Here is a 25544-nt window from a genome sequence, read left to right on the forward strand (position 1 = left end):
TTTTTATTTACAAGTGATCATTAACATCTATTGCACCATCTTCAATTGCTTCTTTCTTAATTGTTATAGCATCAATATATTTTTTCATTTCTTCTCTTACTTTTGGGAATAAGAACAATAACCCAACCATATTCGGGAATACCAATGCTAAAATCATAGCATCAGAGAATTTTATAACTGCGTCTAAAGTAGCAGCTGCTCCAATAACAATAAATAATAAGAATAAAACCTTATACACCATATCTGCAGTTTTTCCTCTACCAAATAAATATTTCCAAGATTGTAGTCCGTAATAAGACCAAGAAATCATTGTAGAAAAAGCAAACAATACGATAGCGATAGTTAATATATATGAAAATCCTGGAATTACAGCATCAAATGCCATAGACGTTAAATCTACTCCTCCAATTGAACTTCCATCAGAGTTTAATAAAACACTACTTGATGAATCTCCTGCTGCTCCATATTGGAAAACACTTTGCATATCTGTTCCATCAATATTAAAGAAAATAATTACTAATGCAGTCATTGTACAAATAACAACAGTATCAATAAAAGGCTCTAAAAGAGCTACCACACCTTCTGATGCTGGATATTTTGTTCTTACAGCCGAGTGTGCAATTGCAGCTGAACCTGCACCTGCTTCATTTGAAAAAGCTGCACGTTGAAAACCTACGATAATTACTCCAACTACTCCTCCAAGACCAGCCATTGGCGTAAATGCTCCGTCTATTATTAAACTAAACGCATCATCAATATAAGATGCATGTGATAAAATAATGATTAAAGAAGCTATAATATAAATTCCTGCCATAAATGGCACTATTTTTTCTGTGATTTTAGCAATACGTTTAATACCTCCAATAATAACGATACCAACTAATATTGCTAATACAACTCCAATAATAAATCCAGATGAACCTCCTTGAAGCCCCATTAAAGAAGATAATTGTACAGTTGCTTGATTTGATTGAAATGCGTTACCACCTCCAAAAGAAGCACCAACACATAGTATTGCAAACAATACACCTAAAACTTTTCCTAAACCTTTAAAACCGCGTTCTTTTAATCCTTTTGACATGTAATACATTGGACCACCATAAATAGTACCGTCTTCACCAACATCTCTATATTTTACACCTAAAGTACATTCAACAAATTTTGTTGACATTCCTATCAATCCACAAACAATCATCCAGAAAGTTGCACCTGGACCACCTAATGCAATTGCTACTGCAACTCCAGCAATATTTCCTAAACCAACGGTTCCTGAAACTGCTGTTGCCAATGCCTGAAAGTGAGAAACTTCTCCATGAGCACTTTCATCACGAATAGTATCTTGAATATCTTCTATAGCTAATGCTTCATCATTATTATATAATTTATCTACTCCATGCTTTTCAATATCAACATATTTTCCACGAACAGTACTAATTGCTGTATGAAAACGTGTAATACTTGGAACCTTGAAATAAATAGTAAAGAATGTTGCGCCACCTACTAATAAAAGCACCACAAATGGCACATCATATTCTCCAATTGGCACTGTGGTTAAGATGAAATTTTCCCACCAAGTTGCAATTGGCATAAAAGCATCATTAATTTTTTCATCTATTCCTTTTTCTTGTGCAAATGTAAATACTGGTACTGCTAAAAACAGTAGCGAAAGAAGTTTTTTCTTCATGAGAAATATTTAATTTATTTGATTAGTAGGCGCAATATCATAAAAAAAATGAACTTTTAACAACTTTTAGTTGTTAAAAATGAACATTAGATAAATTTTCTTTAAATCTTTGTAAATCTTCTTTGAATGATTTTGGATAGAATTCTAACACATTATTTGTCTTAGTTAAATCAAATCCTGTTATTGGAGGTCTTGGTGCAGTTTGATTTAAAGTACTTGTAGAAATAGGCTTTATCAACGTTTTATCTAACTGAAAAGTTTCTGCAATTTCTTGAGCAATTTGGTAAATACTTAATAATTTATTGCTTGAAATATTAAAAATTCCTGTTGCTTTTTTATCAATAGAAATTTTACAAGCCAATGCTAAATCTTCTACAAAAGTTGGTGCTCTAAATTGATCATCTACAATGGTAATTTCTTTGTTTTTTTCTAAGGACTCTTTTACCCAAAGAACAATATTACTTCGGCTCATATCATTAACCAAACCGTACACTAAAATGGTTCTTAAAATAGTGAAATTTATGGTTGATTTCTGTAAAAATTTCTCTGAAAGCAATTTGGTTTCTCCGTAATAACTTAACGGATTCGGAACAGCTTCTTCTGTGTAATTTCCTGTTTCTCCATCAAAAATAAAATCGGTAGAAATATGAATTAAATGTGCATTTATTTCTGAACAAATAGCGGTTAAATATTCTACAACATTTACGTTTAATTCATAACAACCTGTTCTATCATTTTCGCACTCATCAACATTTGTCATTGCTGCGGTATTGATGATAAAATCTGGGGAGATTTGCTTTGCCTTTTCTGCTAGTAATTGTTTGTTTGTAATATCTAAAGTTTGATATTCAAAATCGGTTCTTCCACTTCTATTTTCTCCTTTAGAGAATCCGAAAATTTCGTAATTGTTTTTATCCTTCAGAAATAAGTCAATTAAGTTTTGACCTAATAATCCATTGCTTCCAGTAATAAGAATTTTTATTTTCATTAATTTTTATAAATCAAAAACAGAACTACGTTTTGTGTACACCATATCTTTTAACCGCAACACAAAAGCTAATGTTAAATACAATGCAAAAGACAATCCAACGGTTACAAATGAAATATAAATAAAGAACAATCTTACATTTAAAGCGCGCATTCCTAACCGATCTGCTAATCTTGTAGAAACCGCAAATCCGTGACGCTCAAAATAATGCCGAACAGAATGTATAAAACTCATTTAAAAATATTGTGTACGCAAGATAATATATAATGATGAATTGCTCTTAGGATTTTAGTAAAAAATAAATTGGTTTGTGTAACTTTGCCTTTTTCCTAAAAATTCCCATATTGAAACAACAAGAATACATAGAAGTTTTTGGCGCAAGAGTTCATAATTTAAAGAATATAGATGTTAAGATTCCGCGCGAAAAACTAGTTGTTATCACTGGTTTAAGCGGAAGCGGAAAATCTTCATTGGCTTTTGACACTATTTATGCAGAAGGACAAAGACGTTATATTGAAACGTTTTCTGCATATGCGCGTCAGTTTTTAGGCGGATTAGAACGACCAGATGTTGATAAAATTGACGGACTTTCTCCTGTGATTTCTATCGAGCAAAAAACTACCAATAAAAGTCCGCGTTCTACCGTTGGAACCATCACAGAAATCTACGATTTTTTAAGATTGCTTTTTGCAAGAGCTGCTGATGCGTATTCTTACAACACCGAAGAGAAAATGGTGAGTTATTCTGATGAAAAAATCAAAGAATTAATTCTTACCAACTTTCAAGATAAAAAAATAGCCATTTTAGCGCCACTTGTAAAATCTAGAAAAGGACATTACAGAGAATTATTTGAGCAAATTTCTAAACAAGGTTTTGTAAAAGTTCGTGTTGATGGAGAAATTGTTGAAATTACAAAAGGAATGCGTTTAGACAGATACAAAACGCACGATATTGAAGTTGTAATTGATAGAATTGCTGTCAACAATTCCGTAGAAAAAAGATTAGAAGAAACGATTAAAACAGCTTTATATACTGGTAATAATATTTTAATGGTAATTGATTTAGAAACCAACAATCCAAGATATTTTAGTAGAGATTTAATGTGTCCAACAACCGGAATTGCATATCCAAATCCAGAACCAAATACATTTTCTTTTAACTCACCAAAAGGAGCTTGTTCGTCCTGTAATGGCTTAGGAATTACCAACGAAGTAAACTTAAACAAAGTAATTCCAGATGATTCTGTCTCAATTAAAAATGGCGGAATTATTCCTTTAGGAGAACAAAAAAATAGCTGGATCTTTAAGCAATTACAACTAATTGCAGAACGTTATAATTTTAAATTAAACGATCCAATTAGCAAAATCCCAAAAGAAGCAATCGACATTATTTTAAATGGCGGAAACGAAAAATTTAATATAGAATCAAAATCAGTTGGCGTAACTAGAAATTATGAAATTGATTTTGAAGGAATTATTTCATTTATCAACAGTCAATATCAAAATAGTGAATCTACTTCTATAAAAAGATGGGCAAAAGATTTTATGGACGAAGTTTCGTGTTCTACATGTAACGGTAATCGTCTTAAAAAAGAAGCCTTGTATTTTAAAATTCTAGATAAAAATATTAGCGATTTAGCAAAGATGGACATCACAGAATTGGCAAATTGGTTTGATAAAATCGACAAGAAAATTTCTAAAAGACAGTTAACAATTGCTGAAGAAATTTTAAAAGAAATTAGAACTCGAATTCAATTTTTACTTGATGTTGGTTTAGATTATTTGAACTTAGACAGAACTTCAAAATCCTTGTCTGGCGGAGAAGCGCAACGTATCAGATTGGCAACACAAATCGGCTCTCAACTAGTTGGCGTGTTGTATATTTTAGACGAACCGAGCATTGGTTTGCATCAAAGAGACAATCAAAAATTAATTGATTCTTTAATCAAATTAAGAGATATTGGCAATTCGGTTTTGGTTGTAGAACACGACAAAGACATGATTGAAGCTGCAGATTTTGTGTTTGATATTGGTCCTGGAGCTGGAAGACATGGCGGAGAAATTGTCAGCGAAGGAACTTTTGAGGAATTAAAAAAACACGATACGTTAACTGCGGATTATATCACAGGTAAAAAAGTAATTGCTGTTCCTAAAAAAAGAAGAAAGGGAAACGGAAAAAAAATTCAATTAAAAGGAGCAACAGGAAATAATTTAAAAAATGTTTCGGTAGATTTTCCTTTAGGAAAAATGATTTGCGTTACTGGAGTTTCTGGAAGCGGAAAATCAACCTTGATAAATGAAACGTTGTATCCAATTTTAAACGCACATATTTATCGTGGCGTAAAAAAACCAATGCCTTACAAAAGCATTAAAGGTTTAGAACATGTAGACAAAGTAATCGACATAGATCAATCTCCAATTGGGCGTACTCCTCGTTCAAATCCAGCTACATATACTGGAGTTTTCGGCGAAATTAGAAGTTTATTTGCTCGTACACCAGAAGCTGCAATTCGTGGTTATAAACCAGGAAGATTTTCTTTTAATGTTACTGGCGGAAGATGTGAAACGTGTCAAGGTGGCGGAGTTCGAGTTATTGAAATGAATTTTTTACCAGACGTTCATGTAGAGTGCGAAACCTGCCAAGGAAAACGTTTTAATAGAGAAACTTTAGAAATTCGCTATAAAGGAAAATCGATTTCAGATATTTTAGAAATGACAATAGATGATGCAGTTGTTTTCTTTGAAAAAGTTCCTAAAATCCACCGGAAAATTAAAACCATAAAAGATGTTGGCTTAGGTTATATAACATTAGGGCAGCAATCTACAACGCTATCTGGCGGAGAAGCACAACGTATAAAATTAGCCTCAGAATTATCTAAAAGAGATACTGGAAATACCTTTTATATCTTAGACGAACCAACAACTGGTTTGCATTTTGAAGACATTAGAGTTTTAATGGATGTATTAAATAAATTGGCAGATAAAGGAAATACTGTTCTAATTATAGAGCATAATTTAGATGTTGTAAAATTGGCAGATTACATCATTGATATTGGTATGGAAGGCGGAAAAAAAGGTGGAGAGGTTTTATGTTATGGAACGCCAGAAGAAGTTGCAAAACATAAAACCAGTTATACAGCTAAGTTTTTGAAAAAAGAAGTATCTTAGCACGTTTGCCAAAAAAGTAATTTGGTAAATAAAATTTTAAAGAATAATTAAAAAAATAGAGAGATTATGAATCCGAAGGAAGAGAAATTAATTAAAGATAAGTTAGATCAAAAAACGTGGAATGAAATAAAATCAAACGATTCTTGGGCGATTTTTAAAATCATGTCTGAGTTTGTTGCTGGATATGAAAAGTTAAGTAAAATTGGACCTTGTGTTTCAATTTTTGGATCCGCAAGAACAAAACCAGAAGACAAGTTTTATAAATTGGCAGAAGAAGTTGCTTTTAAATTAACTCAAAATGGTTACGGAGTTATTACTGGCGGCGGACCAGGAATTATGGAAGCTGGTAATAAAGGCGCACACAGAGGAAAAGGAACATCGGTTGGATTAAATATAGAATTGCCTTTTGAGCAGCATTTTAATCCGTGGATAGACAGCGATAAAAACTTAGAATTCGATTATTTCTTTGTTCGTAAAGTAATGTTTGTAAAATATTCTCAAGGATTTATTGTAATGCCTGGAGGTTTTGGAACTTTAGATGAATTGTTTGAAGCAATTACCTTAATTCAAACTAAAAAAATTGGACGTTTTCCAATCGTTTTAGTTGGTAAAGATTTTTGGGGCGGATTGTTAGACTGGATTAAAAATACATTAATTGCTGAAGGAAATATTAGTGCTGAAGATTTAAATTTATTTAGAGTTGTTGACACCGCTGATGAAGCGATAGATCACTTAAATAAGTTTTATGCAAAATACAGCCTAAAACCAAACTTCTAAAAAATAGCTACATACTTTTTTTGAAATTTTTTCATTAATAACATGTAATCCTTATTATAAATTAATTTCGATTTGAAACTAAAACTAATCTTTACGTTTATTGTTACATTATTTGTAGCTCGAATTTGCGCACAAACAAATTCAATACAAATTGATGCGATTTTAGATGAAAAAAATGATGTGATAAAGATTCAGCAAGAAATTGTTTATTACAATAATTCTAAGCAACCTTTAAGCGAAATTTATCTTCATAATTGGGCAAATAGCTTTAAAGATAAAAACACGCCTTTAACAAAAAGATTGATTGAAGATTATGACAAATCGCTCTATTTTGCAAAAAAGAATGAACGTGGTTTTAGCAAGATTTTAAATCTATCTGTAAACTACAAATCTGTACAATTTACTTCTAATAAAGATGCTGAAGATATTCTTAAAATTGATTTAGATGAAGTTTTAAATCCTGCGGATTCTATAATAATAAACGCTTCGTTTACAGTTAAAATTCCTGACGCAAGATTTACAAGTTATGGCAAAACAAAAACAGGTTATCATTTACGTTATTGGTATCTAACTCCTGTTGTTTTTACTACTGATTGGCAATTAATGAGCAATTTAAATATCGATGATTTATTTATAGACATTGCAAATTACAACATTAAATTAAAAGTTACCGAAAACACCTTTGTTACAAGTAATTTATCGCAAAAAAAGAAAATAAATTCTACTTATAATTTATCAGGAAAAAACAAAACTGATGTTATTCTAAGCATTGATAAAACAAATAATTTTACTGTTTATAAAACCGAAAACATTGACGTTATTTCTGATATTGAATCAAAAGGAATCAACAAAAAATTAACTTCAGATATTTTAAATAGAGAAATTTATTTTATTGAAAGCTACTTAGGTAAATACCCTCATAAAGAGATTTTAATTGACAAAATTTCTCAAAACAACAATCCGATTTATGGCTTAAATCAATTGCCTAAATTTCTAAGTCCGTTTTCTGATGTTTTTGATAGAGATATTACTTTTTTTAAAGCGATTTCGAGAAAATATATAGAAAATACATTGCTTTTAAATAGGCGAACTGATTACTGGTTAATAGACGGAATTCAGACTTATTTAATGATTGAATATGTAAATACATATTACCCAGATGTAAAACTTTTAGGAACTGTATCCAAAATTTGGGGAATTAGAAGTTTCAATTTTTCTAAACTAAATTTTAATGATAAATATCCGTTTGTATATCAATTTAGTGCGCGTCAATTTTTAGATCAAGCATTAACAACAAGAGCAGATTCTTTATCAAATTTTAATAGAAAAATAGCCAACAAATACAAAGCTGGTTTAGGTTTGCAGTACTTAAAAGGATATGTTGGCGATTCTGTTGTGAAACAAAGTTTTAAAGAATATTATAAAACACATGTATTAAAAATCAGTAAAAGTGCAGATTTTAACAACATCATTTCATCAAAAACCAATAAAGATTTAACATGGTTTTTTGGTGACTATATCAACACCAATAAAAAAATTGATTACACCATTAAAAAAGTTAAAACAGAAAATGATTCTTTAAAAATTGATATCAAAAATAAAAGAAATATCACTGCTCCTGTTGCATTATATGGCGTAAAAAACAAAGAAATAAAGTTTCAAAAATGGTTTACCGGAATCGATTCTACCAAAACAGTTACTATTTTAAAAGGAGATTTTGATAAAATATCTCTTAATTACGAACAATTATATCCAGAATACAATACCTTGGATAATTGGAAAAATGTTAAAAAAAGCATTTTAGACAAACCGATACAATTAAAATTAATCAAGGATATTGAAGATCCTTATTACAATCAATTATTTTATCAACCAGAATTAAGTTACAATTATTATGATGGAATTACACTAGGATTAAAACTGCATAACAAACCAGTAATTCCAAGAAATTTTGTCTTTAAATTAGTACCATCTTACGCAACAAAAAGTCAATCTGTAACTGGCTTAGCTTCTGTAATGTACAATCAGTATTTCGAGGAGTCTAAAATTAGACAAGTTGTTTATGGAGTTTCTGCAAGTAATTTTCATTACGCACCAGAATTATCTTACGGCATTTTTACTCCGTTCGTTTCAGTTCTTTTTAAAAGGAAAAGTTTACGTGATGTTGGAGGAAGCGCTTTAACAGTTAAATATGTGAATATTCATAAAGAAACTGCTGCAAATATTCCTGCAAGAGAGCAAGATGTGTACAATGTTTTAAATGTAAAATACATCTATTCTAAACCAAATATTATTGAAGGAGTTTCTTATAAAGTAAACACAGATATTTCCTCTAATTTTACAAAATTTTCTACGGATATTAGATACAGAAAATTAACCGCAGCAAACAGACAATTAGATTTTAGATTTTTTGGTGGATTCTTTTTAAATAATAAAACCACTGGAAATTATTTTAGCTTTGGATTAGATCGTCCGTCAGATTATTTGTTTGAACAAAACTATTTTGGAAGATCAGAAAGTTCTGGAATTTTTAGCCAACAAGTTATCATTAATGATGGTGGATTTAAATCTGTTTTGCCAACACGTTTTGCAAATCAGTTTATGGCATCTTTTAATTCTAGTATCGGACTTTGGAAATGGGTAGAATATTATAACGATGTTGCTTTTTTAAAGAACAAAGGACAAGATACTTATTTTGCTTACGAGAACGGAATACGATTTAACTTTATCCACAACATTTTAGAAGTTTATTTTCCGATGTACTCAAATAATGGTTGGGAAATTAGTCAAAATGCATATCCAAGTAAAATTCGTTTTGTATTGACTGCAGATCCCTCAGCTATTTACAACTTCTTTAGAAGAGGCTTTTTATAATCACCAAAAATAATTTTGTAACGTTTTTGTAACGCTTGTTATAGTAAAGTTTTAGTGTTTTGTTAGTTTATTTGCTCTTAAATAAAAACTAATTTAAACAAATCTAAATGAAAACGAACCTACTATTAGTGGCATGTGTATTTTGCTTTAGCTTACAAAGTTTTGGGCAACAAACACCAAATGTTACAAACAAAAAAGAACATGTTTCTTTATCTTCTTTTGATAAAAATCAAGAAGATACAATTACAAAAATCAAAAAAAATGCTTTTAGTATCTCCTTTGGATCTTCCGGAATTGGAGTTGGCTACGCAAGAAAACTAAACTCAAAATTCAGTGCAATGCTAACTTATAGTACTTTTGAAATTAAAGATAAAGAAGTAGATATTTCTTCTTTTTTAGACAATGATGATGTCGCTTTTTCTGGAGGAGGTAAAAGCACTATTATAGATTTAGGTGCTGAGTATTTACCTTTTAAAAACTCTTCTTTTAAACTAGCTTTTGGAGTTGGATTTTTAAACGATGTAAACATCAATGGGACAATTACCTATAAAGAAGGTATAAAATTTGGTGATGTTAATATTACTCCACAAGATGTTGGTAAAGTTGTAATAGACTCTAAATGGTCTGGTGTTGCACCTTTTATCGGTTTTGGTTTCGGTAGAGCTGTACCAAAAAATAGATTTGGTTTTGGGATAGACATTGGTACTTATTTTGCAAAATCGCCACAAGTAGATTTACAAGCAGATAAATTACTTGCACCAACACAAGACGAAGAAGCTACCTTACAGGAAGCTTTTAAATCGTTAACATTTATTCCTAGAATACAATTTAGATTAACCTACAAATTTTAAAAAATAAATCATGAAAAATATAATAAAAAAAATAACAATAGCACTTGCTGTATCACTAACATTGTTAGTTGGATGCACCAAATTTTTTGACAAAATAGAAGATTTTAACGTTGGTGTAACCAACACTATTTTTGAGCAATCTGCTGTAATAGAATTAACAGATCTTTTTGGCAATAAACAAGATATTATTGACACTGATTTTACTATAGAGCTTACGGGTGCAGATGCCAACAAACTTGTAAACGAAGCCGGTGAAAATACAATCACAGAAAATGACGGTTTTATTCAATTAAGCGTAAATCCAAATAAAAGCACTGGTGTAAAAGAACTAAATTTTAATATAACTATTAGTGGAGGAACTTACAAAACAGAAACTTTTGCTTTAACAATTAAAGACACTGTTTCCTACCTACCAATACCATTACTTAATAAAGCAAAGGATATTGGTGTAACTGCGGCTCAAGGAAGTGCTACCTTAACAAATAATGCCACTACATCGTCATCAACTATTAAAACTTCTTTGACAAATACTTTTACAACCACCAGCATAACAATTCCTACTGAAACAACATTTATGGATGAAAATAGTATGGTAGTTACTGGATCTAAACTAGATGTATCTATAAGAAATGTTGATGCTTTAGGGATAATTAGCGACAGAGATATTGATTTTGATAACATGGAAATTTCAGATGCAGTAGGCAGTAAAGTGAGTGGAAAAAATTTAAATTTAATTGGATATTCTCGCATCAATATGGTGATTGGAGGCAAAGCAATAAAAGAATTTTCTAAACCTATTAAAATGACCATTCAAATTCCTTCTAAAATGCCCAATTTAGAAACAGGTACTGCTTTTAAAGTTGGAGACTCATATCCTATTTATTCAAATAACGGAAAAAGCAGCAATTGGTCATTTCATCAAAACGGTACAGTAACTGCTGGCAACACAAGTGATTTCTTTAATATTGAATTTACCACAAACAACGTATCTGTTTTTGGTGCAGGTGCTTTAACAAATGAGTTAAACAGTAAAACCTTGGGCGCAAGTTGTACACTTCCAGTTAGAGCAAATTTATTACCAATTACATTTGTTAGGACTACCGTATTAAGTCCTTTAGAGATTGGTAATCTTATAAATTCTATGAAAAAAGTAATAACAACACCTTCTGTTTTTTACGTAAGTAAAAAAACTATATGGTCATCTAAAGGTCTTGACTCTAACATCAATACAGTCTCAAGCACAGGCACAAGCTTAAACCCTGACCTTATTGCATTACTTGCTAGAATTACTCAATATGCTAAAACACTAAACATAGATGATATAAGCGATGTATTAAAGGTACAGGTTGAAACAGATGAAATTGGCAATAAAACTACATCTGTTGATACTACTAAAGACAACATTTGTGACGGCGTAAGCAATTTAGCCGATCAAGCTAATAAAATACCAGATATTACAATAAATGTTTCTGCTAAATGTAATGGAAAAACATTTGTGCCAGACGGTGTTGTTTTATATGTTGAAAAAGAGGATAGTACTTTTAGACATGTAGGCACCATTAAAAATGGTAAATTAACCCTAAAAGGTTTTAAATTAGGAAAAGAATACAACTTTAAAATTATTCATAAAGAAAAGAGTTTTATTAACAAATGGACATTTACCAGCCAAAAATTTGAAATTAATGACTTTAATTTACCTAAAAGTGTTTGCGATAAGTTATAGTTATAATTTACAAAAGTTAATATTAATAAAGGCTGCCTAAAAAGGCAGTCTTTTTGCTTTCACATCAAAAATAAACATACACTTAAAATTTTCTTTATTTTTTTTCAATTTTTAAAAAAACACATAAAGAATTAATAGACAAACGGTTATTAAAAAACCACAGTAACTTTCATCATCCAATACCTTTTCTTCCTTATAATTCCAATAAATTATTAAGTATATTCGATTTATATTTCCCTGATGATGAAACTAAAATTAATAGGATTCTTTTTATTATTTGGCTGTGTAACATCCTTTGCACAGTACAAAGAAATGCTTCACAAACCTTATAAAGATAAGATTGAAGCTATAGATGTACTGTATAGGAATACCATAAACAAAAACAAACAAGATTCTTTACATATTAAAACCTACACCCATGAAATGGAGCAATGGGCTTTAGCAAATAATGATAAAGAGCTTGCTCTAGAAGCAGAATTATTACGTGCATACGCTAATTGGTTTTTTTACGGAGATAAAAAACTAGAACTAATTCAAAACCTAATTGAAGTTGCCCAAAAAGGTAATACATACAAAGTTTATCATATAGAAGAGCGCGCAATACAAGTTATTGCTACACATTATTGGTCTTTTAAAGATTATGAAACCGCCTTTGAATGGTTGTTACAGTCTGCTAAAATTTTAGATAAAATGGAGCCTGAGAGTTTTCCTAATATGGCAAATCATTTAAATTTTATTGGTCGTTCTTATTATCACTTCGAAGATTACACAAATGCACTTACTTATTTTATAAAATCGAGTAACATAAAGAAAACAGCCTTTAATGCTGCAGATATTCTTGGAGCACAAAATACCGTTGGCTTGTGTTATCAAAAGTTAGGAGAATTAGAACTTGCTAAAACCTATTTTTTAAAAGTAATTAATGATACTTCTCCATATAAAAATACAGCTTGGATAGGCATTGCTTCAGGTAATTTAGGATATAATTATTATTTGAAAGGAAATTTTGAAAAAGCAATTCCCTTATTTAAGAAAGACATTGAAGAAGCCTTAAAAAATGAAGATTATGGTCTTGCTTCAGGATCTGCAACACCACTTGCTGATATCTATTTAAAGCAACATAAACTCACAGAAGCTAAACAAAAAATTGATGAAGCTAGAAAGTACATCAAACTATCTAAGCAAACAGATCGTCTTCATAAATTATATCCAATAATGAGTAAATGGTATGCTGCCAACAATCAGTTAGCACTAAGTACAACGTATTTAGATTCTACAATGATTGCAATAAATGCATTCAATGAAAAATACAGTGGTATAAAATTATTGAGAGCCAATCAAAAAGTTGAAGCGAAAGAACGAGAATTAGAAGTTGGAAAATTAAAAACAGAAAGTAAGTTAAAAATCACTCAACGTAATTTTATCATCTTATTCATTGTACTCTTACTTATAATTAGTATATTCTCTTTTTGGTTTCGAAATCAGTACCTTTTAAAAAAACAAGAAATTAAAGAACTCGCTTTAGATAAAACACAAAAAGAATTAGAAAAGGCTGAAAGTCAGTTGAAAAATCTAACAATAAAAATACGTGAGGACAACAGGTTAATTACCGAACTAAAAAAAGACAAAGTTTCTAAAAATAGTGCAAACATACTTTCTGATCTAAAAACTAAAAATATTTTAACTCAGAATGATTGGAGTAAATTTCAAAGTACATTTAAAAAAGTTTACCCTAATTTTATCTCCTCATTTACAGCAGCCTACCCAGATATAAGTCAAGCTGAAATACGTTGCTTATGCTTAGAAAAGCTTCAGTTAACCAATAGTGAAATGGCACTAATTTTAGGAGTTTCTACAAATACAATTCGTGTAACAAAGCATCGTATTCGAAAAAAACTAAACAAGCATACAGAAGAGAATTTAGAGAAACTTCTCAAAGAGTTTGGGTAAGTAATAAATTTATACTCGCTATACAAACATCTTAAATTTCAATAGTGAAATTAACAAAATTTACAAAGAACTAAATTAATTACATTATCCTCAGTAAAAGATTCATAATTCCGTGTTTTATTATGATATCATCAATAAAACAAAATATTTTTAAATATCAACCAAAAACACTACCTTTGCAAAACACGTAATACACTTTATAAACATGACAAAAACAGCTACAAAGCCAACTACTAAAGAACTCTCTTTTAATGATTTTAAAAACGAAGTTTTAAATGATTATAAAATTGCGCGTATTAGTAGAGAATGTAGTTTGTTAGGTCGTAGAGAAGTTCTTACAGGAAAAGCAAAATTCGGAATTTTTGGAGACGGAAAAGAAGTGCCGCAATTGGCAATGGCAAAAGCGTTTCTAAAAGGTGATTTTAGATCTGGTTACTACAGAGATCAAACATTTATGATGGCTTTGGGAGAACTAACCGCGCAACAATTTTTTGCAGGCTTGTATGCACATCCAAGCTTAGACGCAGACCCAATGTCGGCAGGAAGACAAATGGGTGGGCATTTTGCAACGCATAGTTTAGAAGAAAACGGAGATTGGAAAAACCTTACAAAACAATACAATTCTAGTTCAGATATTTCTCCAACTGCTGGGCAAATGCCTCGTTTATTAGGACTGGCACAAGCGTCAAAAATATACAGAAATGTAGCAGAATTAAAAAATGCTTCTCATTTTTCTACAAACGGTAATGAAATTGCTTGGGGAACAATTGGTAACGCAAGTACAAGTGAAGGCGTATTTTTTGAAACAATAAATGCTGCAGGTGTCTTACAAGTGCCAATGGTAATGAATGTTTGGGATGATGAATACGGAATTTCAGTTCATGCAAAATATCAAACTACAAAAGAAAGTATTTCTGAAATTTTAAAAGGGTTTCAGAGAGACGAAAAAAATAACGGTTACGAAATTATTGTTGTAAACGGATGGGATTATGTGCAACTAATTGATGTGTATCAAAAAGCGGCAAAAATTGCAAGAGAAGAACATGTTCCGGTTTTAATTCACGTTAAAGAATTAACGCAACCTCAAGGACATTCTACTTCTGGCTCTCATGAGCGTTATAAAGACGCAGATAGATTAAAGTGGGAACAGGATTTTGATTGTATCGCAAAAATGCGTTCTTGGATTTTAGATTTTGAACTAGAAGATAGCAATGGAGAAATTTTAAAATTTGTTGCTTCAGAAGAAGAATTAATTGCACTTGAAAAAGAAGCAAAAAAACACGTAAGCACAGCAAAAAGAAATGCTTGGAATGCGTATTTAGATGAAATAAAGGACGAATTAAAAATAGCTGTTAACTTACTAGAAAAAGTAGCAAATAAAAGCAGTAATAAATCTTTTATTTTAAAATTAAAGAATGAATTGGAAGCAATTTCAGAACCTATTAGAAAAGATGTTTTAATTGCTACACGTAAAGCTTTACGCTACGTAAAAGATGAAACTTTTACAGAAAAAACTGCTTTACAAAGTTTTATAAAGAACAAAATCAATCAAGGATTTGAATTCTTCTCAACACATTTATTAAGCGAAACAGAATTAGCAACAACAAATATTCCTTCATTATCACCAACATATAATTCAGAAAAAACATTGGTTGATGCAAGAATTATTATGAGAGATAATTTTGATGCTATTCTTAAAAAACATCCAGAAGTTTTAATTTTTGGTGAAGATGCTGGTTTTATTGGTGATGTAAATCAAGGGTTAGAAGGTTTACAAGAAAAATATGGAGAATTAAGAGTTTCGGACACAGGAATTAGAGAAGCAACTATTCTTGGCCAAGGAATTGGAATGGCGATGCGTGGATTAAGACCCATAGCAGAAATTCAATATTTAGATTATTTACTATACGCTTTACAAATTATGAGTGATGATTTAGCGACGCTTCGTTACAGAACTGTTGGTAAACAAAAAGCGCCATTAATTATTAGAACGCGTGGACATAGATTAGAAGGAATTTGGCATTCTGGCTCTCCGATGGGCGGAATCATAAATAACGTTCGTGGAATACATGTATTAGTTCCTAGAAACATGACTAAAGCTGCTGGTTTCTATAATACTTTATTAGAAGGCGATGATCCTGCATTGGTTATAGAATGTTTAAATGGTTATCGTTTAAAGGAAGAATTACCTACCAATTTAGGTGATTTTAAAACTGCAATCGGAGAAATTGAAATCTTAAAAGAAGGAAAAGACATTACGGTTGTTTCTTATGGATCTACTTTAAGATTGGTAGAAGAAGCTGCTAAAGAATTACAACAAGTTGGAATTGACATAGAAATTGTTGATGCTCAAAGTTTATTGCCTTTTGACATCAATCATGAAACAGTAAAAAGTATTGCAAAAACTAACAGATTATTAGTTGTTGATGAAGATGTTCCAGGTGGAGCTTCTGCATATTTATTACAAGAAATTTTAGAAAATCAAAATGGATATCAATATTTAGATAGTAAACCAACAACGTTGACTTCTAAAGCACATAGACCAGCTTACGGAACTGATGGAGATTATTTTTCTAAACCTTCTGTTGAAGATATTTTTGAAACTGTCTATAAAATAATGCACGAAGCAAATCCTACAAAGTATAAAAGTTTGTATTAATTAAAAAAACCTAAATATAATCGTTTGGGTTTTTATATAATTAACCTAGCCTTATCTTCTGAAACACCAATATCTACAGTACTTCCGGAATTGAAATTTAAAAAATCTGACTCAATACCATCACTAAAAATAATTCCTTTTGTTGGCATATTTGATTCAATTCTTAATTTATTGGTTTTTGTTATTATTCCATACCCAATATTGATTTGCGACATTTTACTCCTAAACGGTTCTCTTACAACAAATACAAGTTTGTTAGCATCCCAATTTAAAGTCGTTCCAGAATTATTTTTACTATTGTAGTATTCACTAATATTATTAGTCATATTAAAAATAGAACTCAACCAACCTGTAGAACCTGCTCCAGTCGAAATTATTATTCCGCTAGAAGATTGTTGCTCTTTTTCACCATTAAACTCTATACTATATCTTGAAGAAACATGAGAATCTGCTCCAATATAAAAATCATTAAAAGCTAAAAGTACTTGACCATCGTTTAATGTAGCTTTGGCCATAGTTACTTGTTTAGTTTCATAACTACCTTTGATAACATTTTTTAAAATGCCATTTAAATCGTTAGGAGAATGTTTTAATAGAATTCCGTCATAACGCTCTATATCTGGATTAATACCAATAATTGGCAATCCATTTACGTATTTAGCTGTATTTGCTACCAATCCATCTTGACCAATAACTAGCACTAAATCCTGTTCAGTGAAAATATATGTTGGTAAAAAAGAACGATTTATGACTTTATATTTAAGAATTCCATTTATAGAGTCCTTTACTTTTGAAAGTGATTCATAAAAAGTGTTGTGTTCAAATTCAAAAAACTCGAAGTCTCCATCTGAACTCTCAATATAAAACTTGGCTTGAGCTTTGGAATTAAATCTTTCAACTAATTGCTCAAGCCTAGTTTTATCTCTTATTATTATAACTCTTTCAAATTTCATTTTTATTTACTTTTAACAATAGATTCTAATAAATCTGGAGAGATATTAAGATTTCCAATTTTATCAGCATTTTCGGCTAATTCTCTAAAAGCTAATGCGATATTATTACTTGGATCATTACCATTATTACTAATTGCCATTAATGTTTTCCAGTCTAACTCTTTATATGGCTTTAAATTAGCATTTAAAACATACTCTTTAACATCTGCTTCTTTCTTCTCATTTGTTACTTGAATATCAATAAGTTCTTTCTTTTGTTCTTCAAGAGAAATACTTGATGTCATTTCCATTTCTTTTAACTTTCGTTCATTTTCTTGTTTTACAACATCTGTTTCCATTTTCTTCTCTACAATTTGCTTTTGCTTCTCTTCTACTGCAATTTCTGTATTTAGCTCACTTTCTTTTATTATTCTTTCTTGTTCTACGGCGAAATTTCTACGTTCATATACAGCTTGATCAGCTTCTTTTTGCAAAGATTCTCTCGTTTGTGCTTCTAAAGCTCTAGCCATTTCAGGATTTGGAGTTACACCAAGTATATTTACACTTAACACTTCTAAACCTAACATTTGAACAGTTTTTGACTTTTGAACACTAGTAAATATCTCATTTTCAATCTCTTCTAATTGTCTTAAAGCTTCTTTTAGATTTAGGCGCTGAATAATTGAAGCACTCGCGGTTTGAGCTTCATTAATTATTCGCTGTTGAATTTTCTCGTAATCATTTTTTAAATACTGTTTTTTCTTATTAACTGTAAAATCTAATGTTTCAGCAATCTGCTTTGGATTATCAATTTTATAAGTTATTTGTCCTTGCAATGTAACCTCTTGATAATCTTTAGTAGTTTCATTAAATACAAATTGAAAATCATTACTTGGTACAGGAATAGATACTATTGATGAGTTCGGAGAAAAGTAAAAGAATGATAATCCTCTTCCCTCTTTCTTTATCTTCCCATTTTTGTAATGAATTACATAATTCATTGAGTCGAATTTGATATAATTTATTCCTAACATAATATTGAGTTTTAATTATTAATTTGCGTAATTATAACACAAATGTAAAATGAATTTAACTATCTACCAAATATATTTTGTGTTTTTTTTACACAAATACATTACTATATTGAATATCGGTAGTTTATATTTCGAAAATTATCCCTTCCTTTTTGAGCTGGAAGTATCGTATTTGATTAAACTGAAATAAATTGGCAGGTCTTCCAGAGCCTTTTGATACTTTTTCGTCAAGCTCATCTAATACATTTAAACCAACAATTTTCTTTCGGAAATTGCGTCTATCAATTTCTCTACCTAAAAGTGTTGTATATAATTTTTCTAAATCAGAAAACGGGAATTTCTTGTCAAGTAATTCAAAACCTATAGGCTCATAGGTTATTTTACCTTGTAATCTTTCTATAGCAGTTTTTAAAATTTCTTTATGGTCAAAAGATAATTTGGGTAAGTCTTTAATATTGAACCATTGTGCTTGTTCAGCATCAGTTGAAGCATATAGTTTAAATGCATTTGGACGGACTAATCCAAAATAAGCTATTGAAACTACTCTACCCCTTGGATCTCTATTTGGTTTTCCAAATGTGTAAAGTTGTTCAAGGTAATTAATCTTAATTCCTGTTTCTTCAAACAATTCTCTTTCAACTGCATCTTCCAAAGATTCATCGTTTTCAACAAATCCACCTGGTATTGCCCATTGACCTTTGAAAGGATCATACTTCCTTTTAATTAATAAGACTGATATGTTTCCTTGTTCATATCCAAATACAACTGCATCTACAGAAAGTTTAATTGATTGTTTACTCATTATGTGTAATTTTCACACAAAACTAATATTTTTTTCTCAATAAACTATTACCAATTGCGCACTGTAAACATCGTTTCTTTGCGCAATACTTATTTTTAAGCTGTAACAATGCTTGCGTTTCAAAAGCATTTTTAGAATGAATTCCCAAATCTTTAAATTTAGAAATAATTGAATTCTGCTCAGGCTTTAACTGTTGAATTAATGTTAAGAAATCAGCTTCTTCTACTTCTCCTCTACTTTTTAAATAATTAAATTTCAAAGGAATTACTGTATTAATCAACAATAAATCTATAAAGGATTTTGTTATGTTTTTTGCACTTTTCAATCCGGTTTTCTGAAAGGTATAATGTGTTTTCCAAAAATCATTCAACTCAATTGTAAAAAATTGGTACATTTCTTTTACATCGGTTGTTTTCATCAACTTAGAAAATAAATTTTGATGTTTGTAATACAAAGAGACCAATTGTGCTATTCTTATGGTTGGAAAATTTGTTGGACGCATTCTAAAAAATTGAAATTGTCCTTTGTGAATTGGCTCTAACTTAAATTTATGTTTTAAATACTCATATTCAGTTTTTAAATCAATGACATATAGTTCTTCTGATATTTTTTCTAAAAAGCCAGCTTGACCAAAAAACAAAGCTTCCAATTGAAATACATCATTTTGCAACTTTCTAACAATAGAAAAATCAATAGAATTCGCCAGATTTAAAAATGCTTCTGCATTGGTTTTTAATCCGAAATTTTTTGCTAATAATTTAAACAACACTGCTTCATAATCAGAATTTGAATCGTTTAACAATTGCTGAATCAATGTTGATTTTTCTTCCAACCGTTCAAAAAACAGACGTTCTTTCCAATTTTCAAAAACAAAAGAATCAATTGTAGAAATTGCGTTTTCACAAGGAATCCAACGTTGCTCTTTTGAATACAATTTTTGATAGTTAAACAACAAATCTTTGGCAACTAATTCAGAAAGATTTACGGTTGGCAAAGACAAATTATCCTTCGTAAAAACTTCAGCATCATCTTCCCAAACAACATGTAAAATAACAGAATCGTAATTAGAGTCTTTCTCGTGTTGATGCACATACCAATCAGAAGATTTTACATGAATTTCTACATTTCCAAACCATAAAATATCATCAATTTTAATTTTAGCATTTAAAAAATCTGGTCCAGAATTGGTATTATGATTCCCCGGAAAAACAATTTCAATTTTATTAAATTCTGTGGATTGTAAATTTGTTTTAGAAAACAATTGGTGTCTCCACACATAATGTAGAAAATCTTCTTTCATAGCTAACTATTTTTCTTTTTCGCCAATCAATTTAGAAAAAAAAGTTGAGTAAAGAAAAAATCTATGTACACATTATTAAATCTAATCGACTAACTTCTATATTAAAATGAATTTATAGTACTTTTGTTTCGTTAAAAAACACCGAATGAGCATTATAAAAAATTTAGAATGGCGGTATGCAACAAAGAAATTTGATGCCACAAAATTGCTGTCAGATTCACAGATTAACACCTTAAAAAAAGCGTTTAATTTAACCGCAACTTCATACGGTTTACAGCCTATAAAAATGGTTGTTGTACACAATAAAGAGATTCAAAAAGAATTGGTTAAACATTCTTGGAATCAACAACAAATAGTGCAAGCATCTCATGTTTTAGTACTTTGTATTCAGAAAAATATGTCTAGTGATGATGTTGAAAATTATTTTTCTTTAGTCAAAAAAATTAGAAATACACCCGATAAAATTTTAGATCAATTTAAAAACTACTTAAAAAATGATTTTGAAACAAAATCAGAAGAAACAATACATTCTTGGATGAAAAATCAAGCGTACATCGCTTTAGGGAATTTAATGACGGTTGCAGCATCAGAAAATATCGATTCTTGTCCGATGGAAGGTTTTATTCCTGAACAATATGATGCCCTTTTAAATCTAAACAAACACAATTTAAAATCGGTTTTAGTACTTCCTGTTGGATTTAGAGCAGAAGATGATTTTATGAAAGACTTGAAAAAAGTTCGTAAAAATACTGATGAAGTCATTATAGAAATCAACTAATAATTTGATTAACTAAAAAGACTTCTCGACTCCGCTCGTAGAGACATTTATACGATGTCTGGTCGAGCGGAGTCGAGACCTTTTAAATACTTTTATTTTATATAACAAGAGTAAAACAGTACTTTTGAAACACAAAAAATAAACACAATGAACACAGAAATAAGAAACTTAGAACCAAAAGCTGTTTGGAAGAATTTTGCAGATTTAAATGCAGTACCAAGACCTTCAAAAAAAGAAGAAAGAGTGATTGCTTTTATGGTTGAATTTGGCAAAAATCTAAACCTAGAAACTGTCGTAGATCCTGTTGGAAACGTTATCATTAAAAAACCTGCAACTGCTGGATTTGAAAACAGAAAAACAATCGTAATGCAAAGTCATTTAGATATGGTACATCAAAAAAATTCTGACACTGATTTTGATTTTGATTCACAAGGAATTGAAATGTATGTTGATGGTGATTGGGTAACTGCAAAAGGCACAACTTTAGGTGCAGATAATGGTTTAGGTGTTGCTGCAATTATGAGTGTTTTAGAATCTACAACGATTGAACATCCAGCAATTGAAGCCTTATTTACGATTGACGAAGAAACTGGAATGACCGGCGCAAAAGGGTTAGAAGCTGGATATTTAGATGGAGAAATTCTTTTGAACTTAGACACCGAAGAAGATGATGAAATTGGAATGGGTTGTGCTGGCGGAATTGATGTTACAGCAAAAAGAACGTATGCTGAAGAAGTTATTTCGGAGAAGACTTTGGCTTTTACCATTACTGTAAATGGATTAAATGGTGGACATTCTGGGATGGATATTCACAAAGGGTTAGGAAATGCAAATAAAATAATGAACCGTATTTTATTTGATGGTTTTGAGAATTTTGGTTTGCGTATTTCAGAAATTAATGGAGGAAGTTTGCGTAATGCAATTCCGAGAGAAAGTAAAGCAACTGTTGTAATTGACACTATTTCTAAAGAACCTTTCTTTTTTGAAATGAATGAGCTTATTAACAATATTTATGCTGAATTTAAAAGTGTTGAACCTAATTTATCCATCGAAATTTCTGAAACAAATACACCTGAAAAAGTAATGGAATTAGGTGTTCAAGAAGGATTGATAAAATCTATTTACGCTACTTTAAATGGCGTTTATAGAATGAGTCCAGATATTAGTGATTTGGTTGAAACATCAAATAATATTGCAAAAGTTGTTGTAAAAGACGGAGAAATTTTAGTGAATTGTTTAACGCGTTCTTCATCTGAAAGTAATAAAATTGATTTAGCAAACTCTATTCGTTCTGCTTTTGAATTAGCTGGGTTCGACGTTACTTATTCTGGTGAATATCCAGGTTGGTTGCCAAATATAAATTCAGAAATTTTAAAAACCTTAGATGGTTTATACGAAAAATTACACGGAGAAAAAGCAAAAATCGCTGCTTGTCATGCAGGATTAGAATGTGGAATTTTGGGTCAGAATTACCCAAAAATGGACATGGTTTCTTTCGGACCAACTATTAGAGGAGCACATTCTCCAGATGAAAGAGCAAGCATTACATCAACTCAGAAGTTCTGGGATTTTTTACTAGAAATACTAAAAAATATTCCAAATAAATAATAAAACTCTATTTAAAAACCGTTGATAACTCAACGGTTTTTTCATGTATTAGAATGTTTATTATCTCCAATAAAATAAATATAAACTACTGACTTTTAATTTGTTATATTTTTATTATTTTGTTAACATCTTTGATTTTAATTAACGACAAATAATCGTATTTTTACTTTTTATATAATCCGATATTTTAATGGGTAAAATTATTGCAATTGCAAACCAAAAAGGTGGTGTTGGTAAAACAACAACTACGGTAAATTTAGCAGCTTCTTTAGGTGTTCTAGAAAAGAAAGTGTTGTTGATAGATGCTGATCCTCAAGCAAATGCTTCTTCGGGTTTAGGAATAGATGTTGACGCTGTAGAAATTGGAACATATCAAGTTTTAGAACATACAGCTTCTATAAACGATGCGATACAAAAAACTACTTCTCCGAATGTAGATATTATTCCTGCTCACATAGATTTGGTTGCCATAGAAATTGAGTTGGTTGATAAAGAGCAACGAGAATATATGCTTCAAAAATCGCTAACAAAATTAAAAAACAAATACGATTATATTTTAATTGACTGCGCACCTTCGTTAGGATTAATCACCTTAAATTCTTTAGTTGCTGCAGATTCAGTTATCATTCCAATTCAGTGTGAATATTTTGCATTAGAAGGATTGGGAAAATTATTAAACACCATTAAAAGTGTACAAAACATCCACAATCCTGATTTAGATATAGAAGGATTATTATTAACCATGTTCGATTCTCGTTTACGCCTTTCTAATCAAGTTGTAGAAGAAGTTCGCAAGCACTTTAGCTCAATGGTTTTTGACACTATTATTAGAAGAAACACACGTTTAGGAGAAGCTCCAAGTTATGGAGAAAGCATTATTGCTTATGATGCTACAAGTAAAGGTGCAGTAAATTATTTAAGTTTGGCAAACGAAATTATTAAGAAAAACGCATAATGGCAAAAGCAACAAAAAAGCAAGCTTTAGGTAGAGGATTATCTGCTTTATTAAATGAATCTTCAGCAGATATTAATTCTGTTTCTGATAAAAATGCCGACAAATTAGTTGGTACAATTGTAGAAATTGAATTAAAAAATATAGAAGTAAATCCGTTTCAGCCTAGAACTTATTTTGACCAAGATGCTTTAAATGAATTAGCTAATTCTATCAAAGAATTAGGAGTTATTCAGCCAATTACCGTTCGTAAATTAGAAGGAAATAAATTTCAGTTAGTTTCTGGAGAACGTAGATTTAGGGCTTCTAAATTAGTTGGAAATACTACTGTTCCTGCTTATATTAGACTTGCCAACGATCAAGAAATGCTAGAAATGGCATTGGTAGAAAACATCCAACGTAAAAATTTAGATCCCATAGAGGTTGCCCTTTCTTATCAACGTTTAATTGATGAAATTCAATTAACACAAGAGCAATTAAGTGTTCGTGTTGGTAAAAAAAGATCTACAGTAACCAACTATTTACGTTTGTTAAAATTAGATCCAATTATCCAAACCGGAATGCGAGATGGGTTTATTTCGATGGGGCACGGAAGAGCTTTAATCAATGTTGATTCTTCTGAAAATCAATTAAATATCTATACAAAAGTTGTGAAAGATAAATTATCTGTTAGGCAGACTGAAGAATTGGTTAAAAATATAAAAGAAGGAAATACAGCCACAAAGTCAAAAAAACAAACGCCTAGTTTTGTTAAAGAATCTTTATCAGAATTGAATTCGTTTTTTGGCAGCAAGGTGGCAATTAGTGCTACTGCTAAAGGAAAAGGAAAAATTTCAATTTCATTTAAATCAGAAGAAGATTTTAATCGAATAAAAAACTTATTAAAGTAGTGTTATCACTAAAAAAAATACTTTTCTTTTTAAGTGTACTTATATCATTTTCTATAAGCGCACAAAAAGATTCTACACAAGTAGATGATCTTAAAATAAAAGGAAATATCAAATTAAATAGCAATTATTTTAATCCGTTATCTCCATCAAAAGCAGCGTTTTACTCAGCAATATTTCCTGGCGGTGGTCAAATTTACAACAAGAAATATTGGAAAGCACCAATTGTTTGGGGTGCAATGGGAACAAGTATTTATTTGTATTTAGACAATAACAAAGAATACGACAGATATAGAACTGCATTTAAATTACGAGAAGCAGGTTTACAAGATGAATTTGCGGATATTGTTTCTAGAAACGGATTAATAAGCGCACAAAAAACTTTAAAAAGCAATCGTGATTTAGCCTTGTTAACAACCGTGGTTTTCTATGTTTTACAAATTGTAGAAGCAAGTGTAAATGCACATTTGTTGCAATTTAACACCAACGATAATTTATCGTTTACTCCTGCTATGATTCAGAGCCCAAAAACATATGGAATTCCGAAATTTGGTTTAACTTTTAAATATTCTTTTTAG

19 protein-coding genes are annotated in these 25544 nt (G+C 30.4%); 12 read left to right on the plus strand and 7 right to left on the minus strand.

The window, feature by feature from the left end; genetic code table 11:
• Positions 1–7: 7 nt before the first annotated feature.
• The 3 genes from ABDX67_RS04840 to ABDX67_RS04850 all read right to left on the minus strand — a co-directional run bounded on the left by ABDX67_RS04840 (position 8) and on the right by ABDX67_RS04850 (position 2906).
• Positions 8–1684 (minus strand): alanine/glycine:cation symporter family protein, encoded by a 1677-nt coding sequence (locus ABDX67_RS04840; protein ID WP_347173839.1) that lies wholly within the window; start codon positions 1682–1684, stop codon positions 8–10.
• A gap of 73 nt (positions 1685–1757) precedes the next feature.
• Complete coding sequence (locus ABDX67_RS04845) at positions 1758–2672, minus strand: SDR family oxidoreductase (protein WP_347173840.1); 915 nt, start codon at positions 2670–2672, stop codon at positions 1758–1760.
• A 6-nt stretch (positions 2673–2678) separates the two neighbouring features.
• Entirely contained in the window at positions 2679–2906 is a 228-nt protein-coding gene (locus ABDX67_RS04850; protein WP_347173841.1) for a PspC domain-containing protein, read from the minus strand.
• 110 nt (positions 2907–3016) lie between these two features.
• On the opposite strand from ABDX67_RS04850, the gene uvrA reads away from it, so the two are divergent.
• From uvrA to ABDX67_RS04885, 7 genes are all read left to right on the plus strand, one after another.
• On the plus strand, positions 3017–5839 hold the full coding sequence (uvrA, locus tag ABDX67_RS04855; RefSeq protein WP_347173842.1) for an excinuclease ABC subunit UvrA: 2823 nt from the start codon (positions 3017–3019) through the stop codon (positions 5837–5839).
• Between the two features lie 66 nt (positions 5840–5905).
• Positions 5906–6616 carry an LOG family protein gene (locus ABDX67_RS04860; protein ID WP_347173843.1) on the plus strand — a complete coding sequence of 237 codons (711 nt, stop codon included), beginning with the start codon at positions 5906–5908 and terminating at the stop codon, positions 6614–6616.
• 72 nt (positions 6617–6688) lie between these two features.
• On the plus strand, positions 6689–9490 hold the full coding sequence (locus ABDX67_RS04865) for a gluzincin family metallopeptidase (RefSeq protein ID WP_347173844.1): 2802 nt from the start codon (positions 6689–6691) through the stop codon (positions 9488–9490).
• Positions 9491–9597: 107 nt separating this feature from the next.
• The gene (locus ABDX67_RS04870) at positions 9598–10341 is read left to right on the plus strand and encodes a hypothetical protein (protein WP_347173845.1); all 744 of its coding nucleotides are present in this window, start codon (positions 9598–9600) and stop codon (positions 10339–10341) included.
• Between the two features lie 10 nt (positions 10342–10351).
• Entirely contained in the window at positions 10352–12064 is a 1713-nt protein-coding gene (locus ABDX67_RS04875; RefSeq protein ID WP_347173846.1) for a hypothetical protein, read from the plus strand.
• A 240-nt stretch (positions 12065–12304) separates the two neighbouring features.
• On the plus strand, positions 12305–14014 hold the full coding sequence (locus tag ABDX67_RS04880; RefSeq protein WP_347173847.1) for a tetratricopeptide repeat protein: 1710 nt from the start codon (positions 12305–12307) through the stop codon (positions 14012–14014).
• A gap of 205 nt (positions 14015–14219) precedes the next feature.
• Positions 14220–16673, plus strand: coding sequence for an alpha-ketoacid dehydrogenase subunit alpha/beta (locus ABDX67_RS04885; protein WP_347173848.1), 2454 nt, complete (start codon positions 14220–14222; stop codon positions 16671–16673).
• 32 nt (positions 16674–16705) lie between these two features.
• Here ABDX67_RS04885 and ABDX67_RS04890 read toward each other — a convergent pair whose 3' ends face one another.
• The 4 genes from ABDX67_RS04890 to ABDX67_RS04905 form a co-directional block, all read right to left on the minus strand.
• On the minus strand, positions 16706–17626 hold the full coding sequence (locus tag ABDX67_RS04890; protein ID WP_347173849.1) for an NAD(+)/NADH kinase: 921 nt from the start codon (positions 17624–17626) through the stop codon (positions 16706–16708).
• A 2-nt stretch (positions 17627–17628) separates the two neighbouring features.
• Positions 17629–18639, minus strand: coding sequence for an SPFH domain-containing protein (locus ABDX67_RS04895; protein ID WP_347173850.1), 1011 nt, complete (start codon positions 18637–18639; stop codon positions 17629–17631).
• A gap of 124 nt (positions 18640–18763) precedes the next feature.
• Positions 18764–19441 (minus strand): NUDIX hydrolase, encoded by a 678-nt coding sequence (locus ABDX67_RS04900; protein ID WP_347173851.1) that lies wholly within the window; start codon positions 19439–19441, stop codon positions 18764–18766.
• Positions 19442–19463: 22 nt separating this feature from the next.
• Positions 19464–20741: a DUF2851 family protein gene (locus tag ABDX67_RS04905; RefSeq protein WP_347173852.1), complete on the minus strand. Its 1278-nt coding sequence runs from the start codon at positions 20739–20741 to the stop codon at positions 19464–19466.
• Between the two features lie 145 nt (positions 20742–20886).
• Here ABDX67_RS04905 and ABDX67_RS04910 point away from each other — a divergent pair, with 145 nt between their 5' ends.
• From ABDX67_RS04910 to ABDX67_RS04930, 5 genes are all read left to right on the plus strand, one after another.
• Complete coding sequence (locus tag ABDX67_RS04910) at positions 20887–21519, plus strand: NAD(P)H-dependent oxidoreductase (RefSeq protein ID WP_347173853.1); 633 nt, start codon at positions 20887–20889, stop codon at positions 21517–21519.
• A 147-nt stretch (positions 21520–21666) separates the two neighbouring features.
• On the plus strand, positions 21667–23127 hold the full coding sequence (locus ABDX67_RS04915) for an aminoacyl-histidine dipeptidase (protein WP_347173854.1): 1461 nt from the start codon (positions 21667–21669) through the stop codon (positions 23125–23127).
• Between the two features lie 190 nt (positions 23128–23317).
• Positions 23318–24082, plus strand: coding sequence for a ParA family protein (locus tag ABDX67_RS04920; protein WP_347173855.1), 765 nt, complete (start codon positions 23318–23320; stop codon positions 24080–24082).
• Positions 24082–24969, plus strand: coding sequence for a ParB/RepB/Spo0J family partition protein (locus tag ABDX67_RS04925; RefSeq protein ID WP_347173856.1), 888 nt, complete (start codon positions 24082–24084; stop codon positions 24967–24969). Before ABDX67_RS04920 ends, ABDX67_RS04925 begins: the two co-directional genes overlap by 1 nt.
• Positions 24969–25544: a DUF5683 domain-containing protein gene (locus ABDX67_RS04930; RefSeq protein ID WP_347173857.1), complete on the plus strand. Its 576-nt coding sequence runs from the start codon at positions 24969–24971 to the stop codon at positions 25542–25544. Before ABDX67_RS04925 ends, ABDX67_RS04930 begins: the two co-directional genes overlap by 1 nt.

The organism is Polaribacter uvawellassae, assembly GCF_039748955.1.
Classification (GTDB): domain Bacteria; phylum Bacteroidota; class Bacteroidia; order Flavobacteriales; family Flavobacteriaceae; genus Polaribacter; species Polaribacter uvawellassae.

Bases quoted from the DNA above. Each gene is read 5' to 3' on its own strand.
- ABDX67_RS04910 (WP_347173853.1), top strand. From the start codon at position 20,887: ATGAGCATTATAAAAAATTTAGAATGGCGGTATGCAACAAAGAAATTT.
- ABDX67_RS04840 (WP_347173839.1), bottom strand. From the start codon at position 1,684: ATGAAGAAAAAACTTCTTTCGCTACTGTTTTTAGCAGTACCAGTATTT.
- ABDX67_RS04905 (WP_347173852.1), bottom strand. From the start codon at position 20,741: ATGAAAGAAGATTTTCTACATTATGTGTGGAGACACCAATTGTTTTCT.
- ABDX67_RS04885 (WP_347173848.1), top strand. From the start codon at position 14,220: ATGACAAAAACAGCTACAAAGCCAACTACTAAAGAACTCTCTTTTAAT.
- ABDX67_RS04890 (WP_347173849.1), bottom strand. From the start codon at position 17,626: ATGAAATTTGAAAGAGTTATAATAATAAGAGATAAAACTAGGCTTGAG.
- ABDX67_RS04860 (WP_347173843.1), top strand. From the start codon at position 5,906: ATGAATCCGAAGGAAGAGAAATTAATTAAAGATAAGTTAGATCAAAAA.
- ABDX67_RS04880 (WP_347173847.1), top strand. From the start codon at position 12,305: ATGATGAAACTAAAATTAATAGGATTCTTTTTATTATTTGGCTGTGTA.
- ABDX67_RS04895 (WP_347173850.1), bottom strand. From the start codon at position 18,639: ATGTTAGGAATAAATTATATCAAATTCGACTCAATGAATTATGTAATT.
- ABDX67_RS04900 (WP_347173851.1), bottom strand. From the start codon at position 19,441: ATGAGTAAACAATCAATTAAACTTTCTGTAGATGCAGTTGTATTTGGA.
- ABDX67_RS04870 (WP_347173845.1), top strand. From the start codon at position 9,598: ATGAAAACGAACCTACTATTAGTGGCATGTGTATTTTGCTTTAGCTTA.
- ABDX67_RS04925 (WP_347173856.1), top strand. From the start codon at position 24,082: ATGGCAAAAGCAACAAAAAAGCAAGCTTTAGGTAGAGGATTATCTGCT.
- ABDX67_RS04915 (WP_347173854.1), top strand. From the start codon at position 21,667: ATGAACACAGAAATAAGAAACTTAGAACCAAAAGCTGTTTGGAAGAAT.
- ABDX67_RS04850 (WP_347173841.1), bottom strand. From the start codon at position 2,906: ATGAGTTTTATACATTCTGTTCGGCATTATTTTGAGCGTCACGGATTT.
- ABDX67_RS04845 (WP_347173840.1), bottom strand. From the start codon at position 2,672: ATGAAAATAAAAATTCTTATTACTGGAAGCAATGGATTATTAGGTCAA.
- ABDX67_RS04920 (WP_347173855.1), top strand. From the start codon at position 23,318: ATGGGTAAAATTATTGCAATTGCAAACCAAAAAGGTGGTGTTGGTAAA.
- ABDX67_RS04875 (WP_347173846.1), top strand. From the start codon at position 10,352: ATGAAAAATATAATAAAAAAAATAACAATAGCACTTGCTGTATCACTA.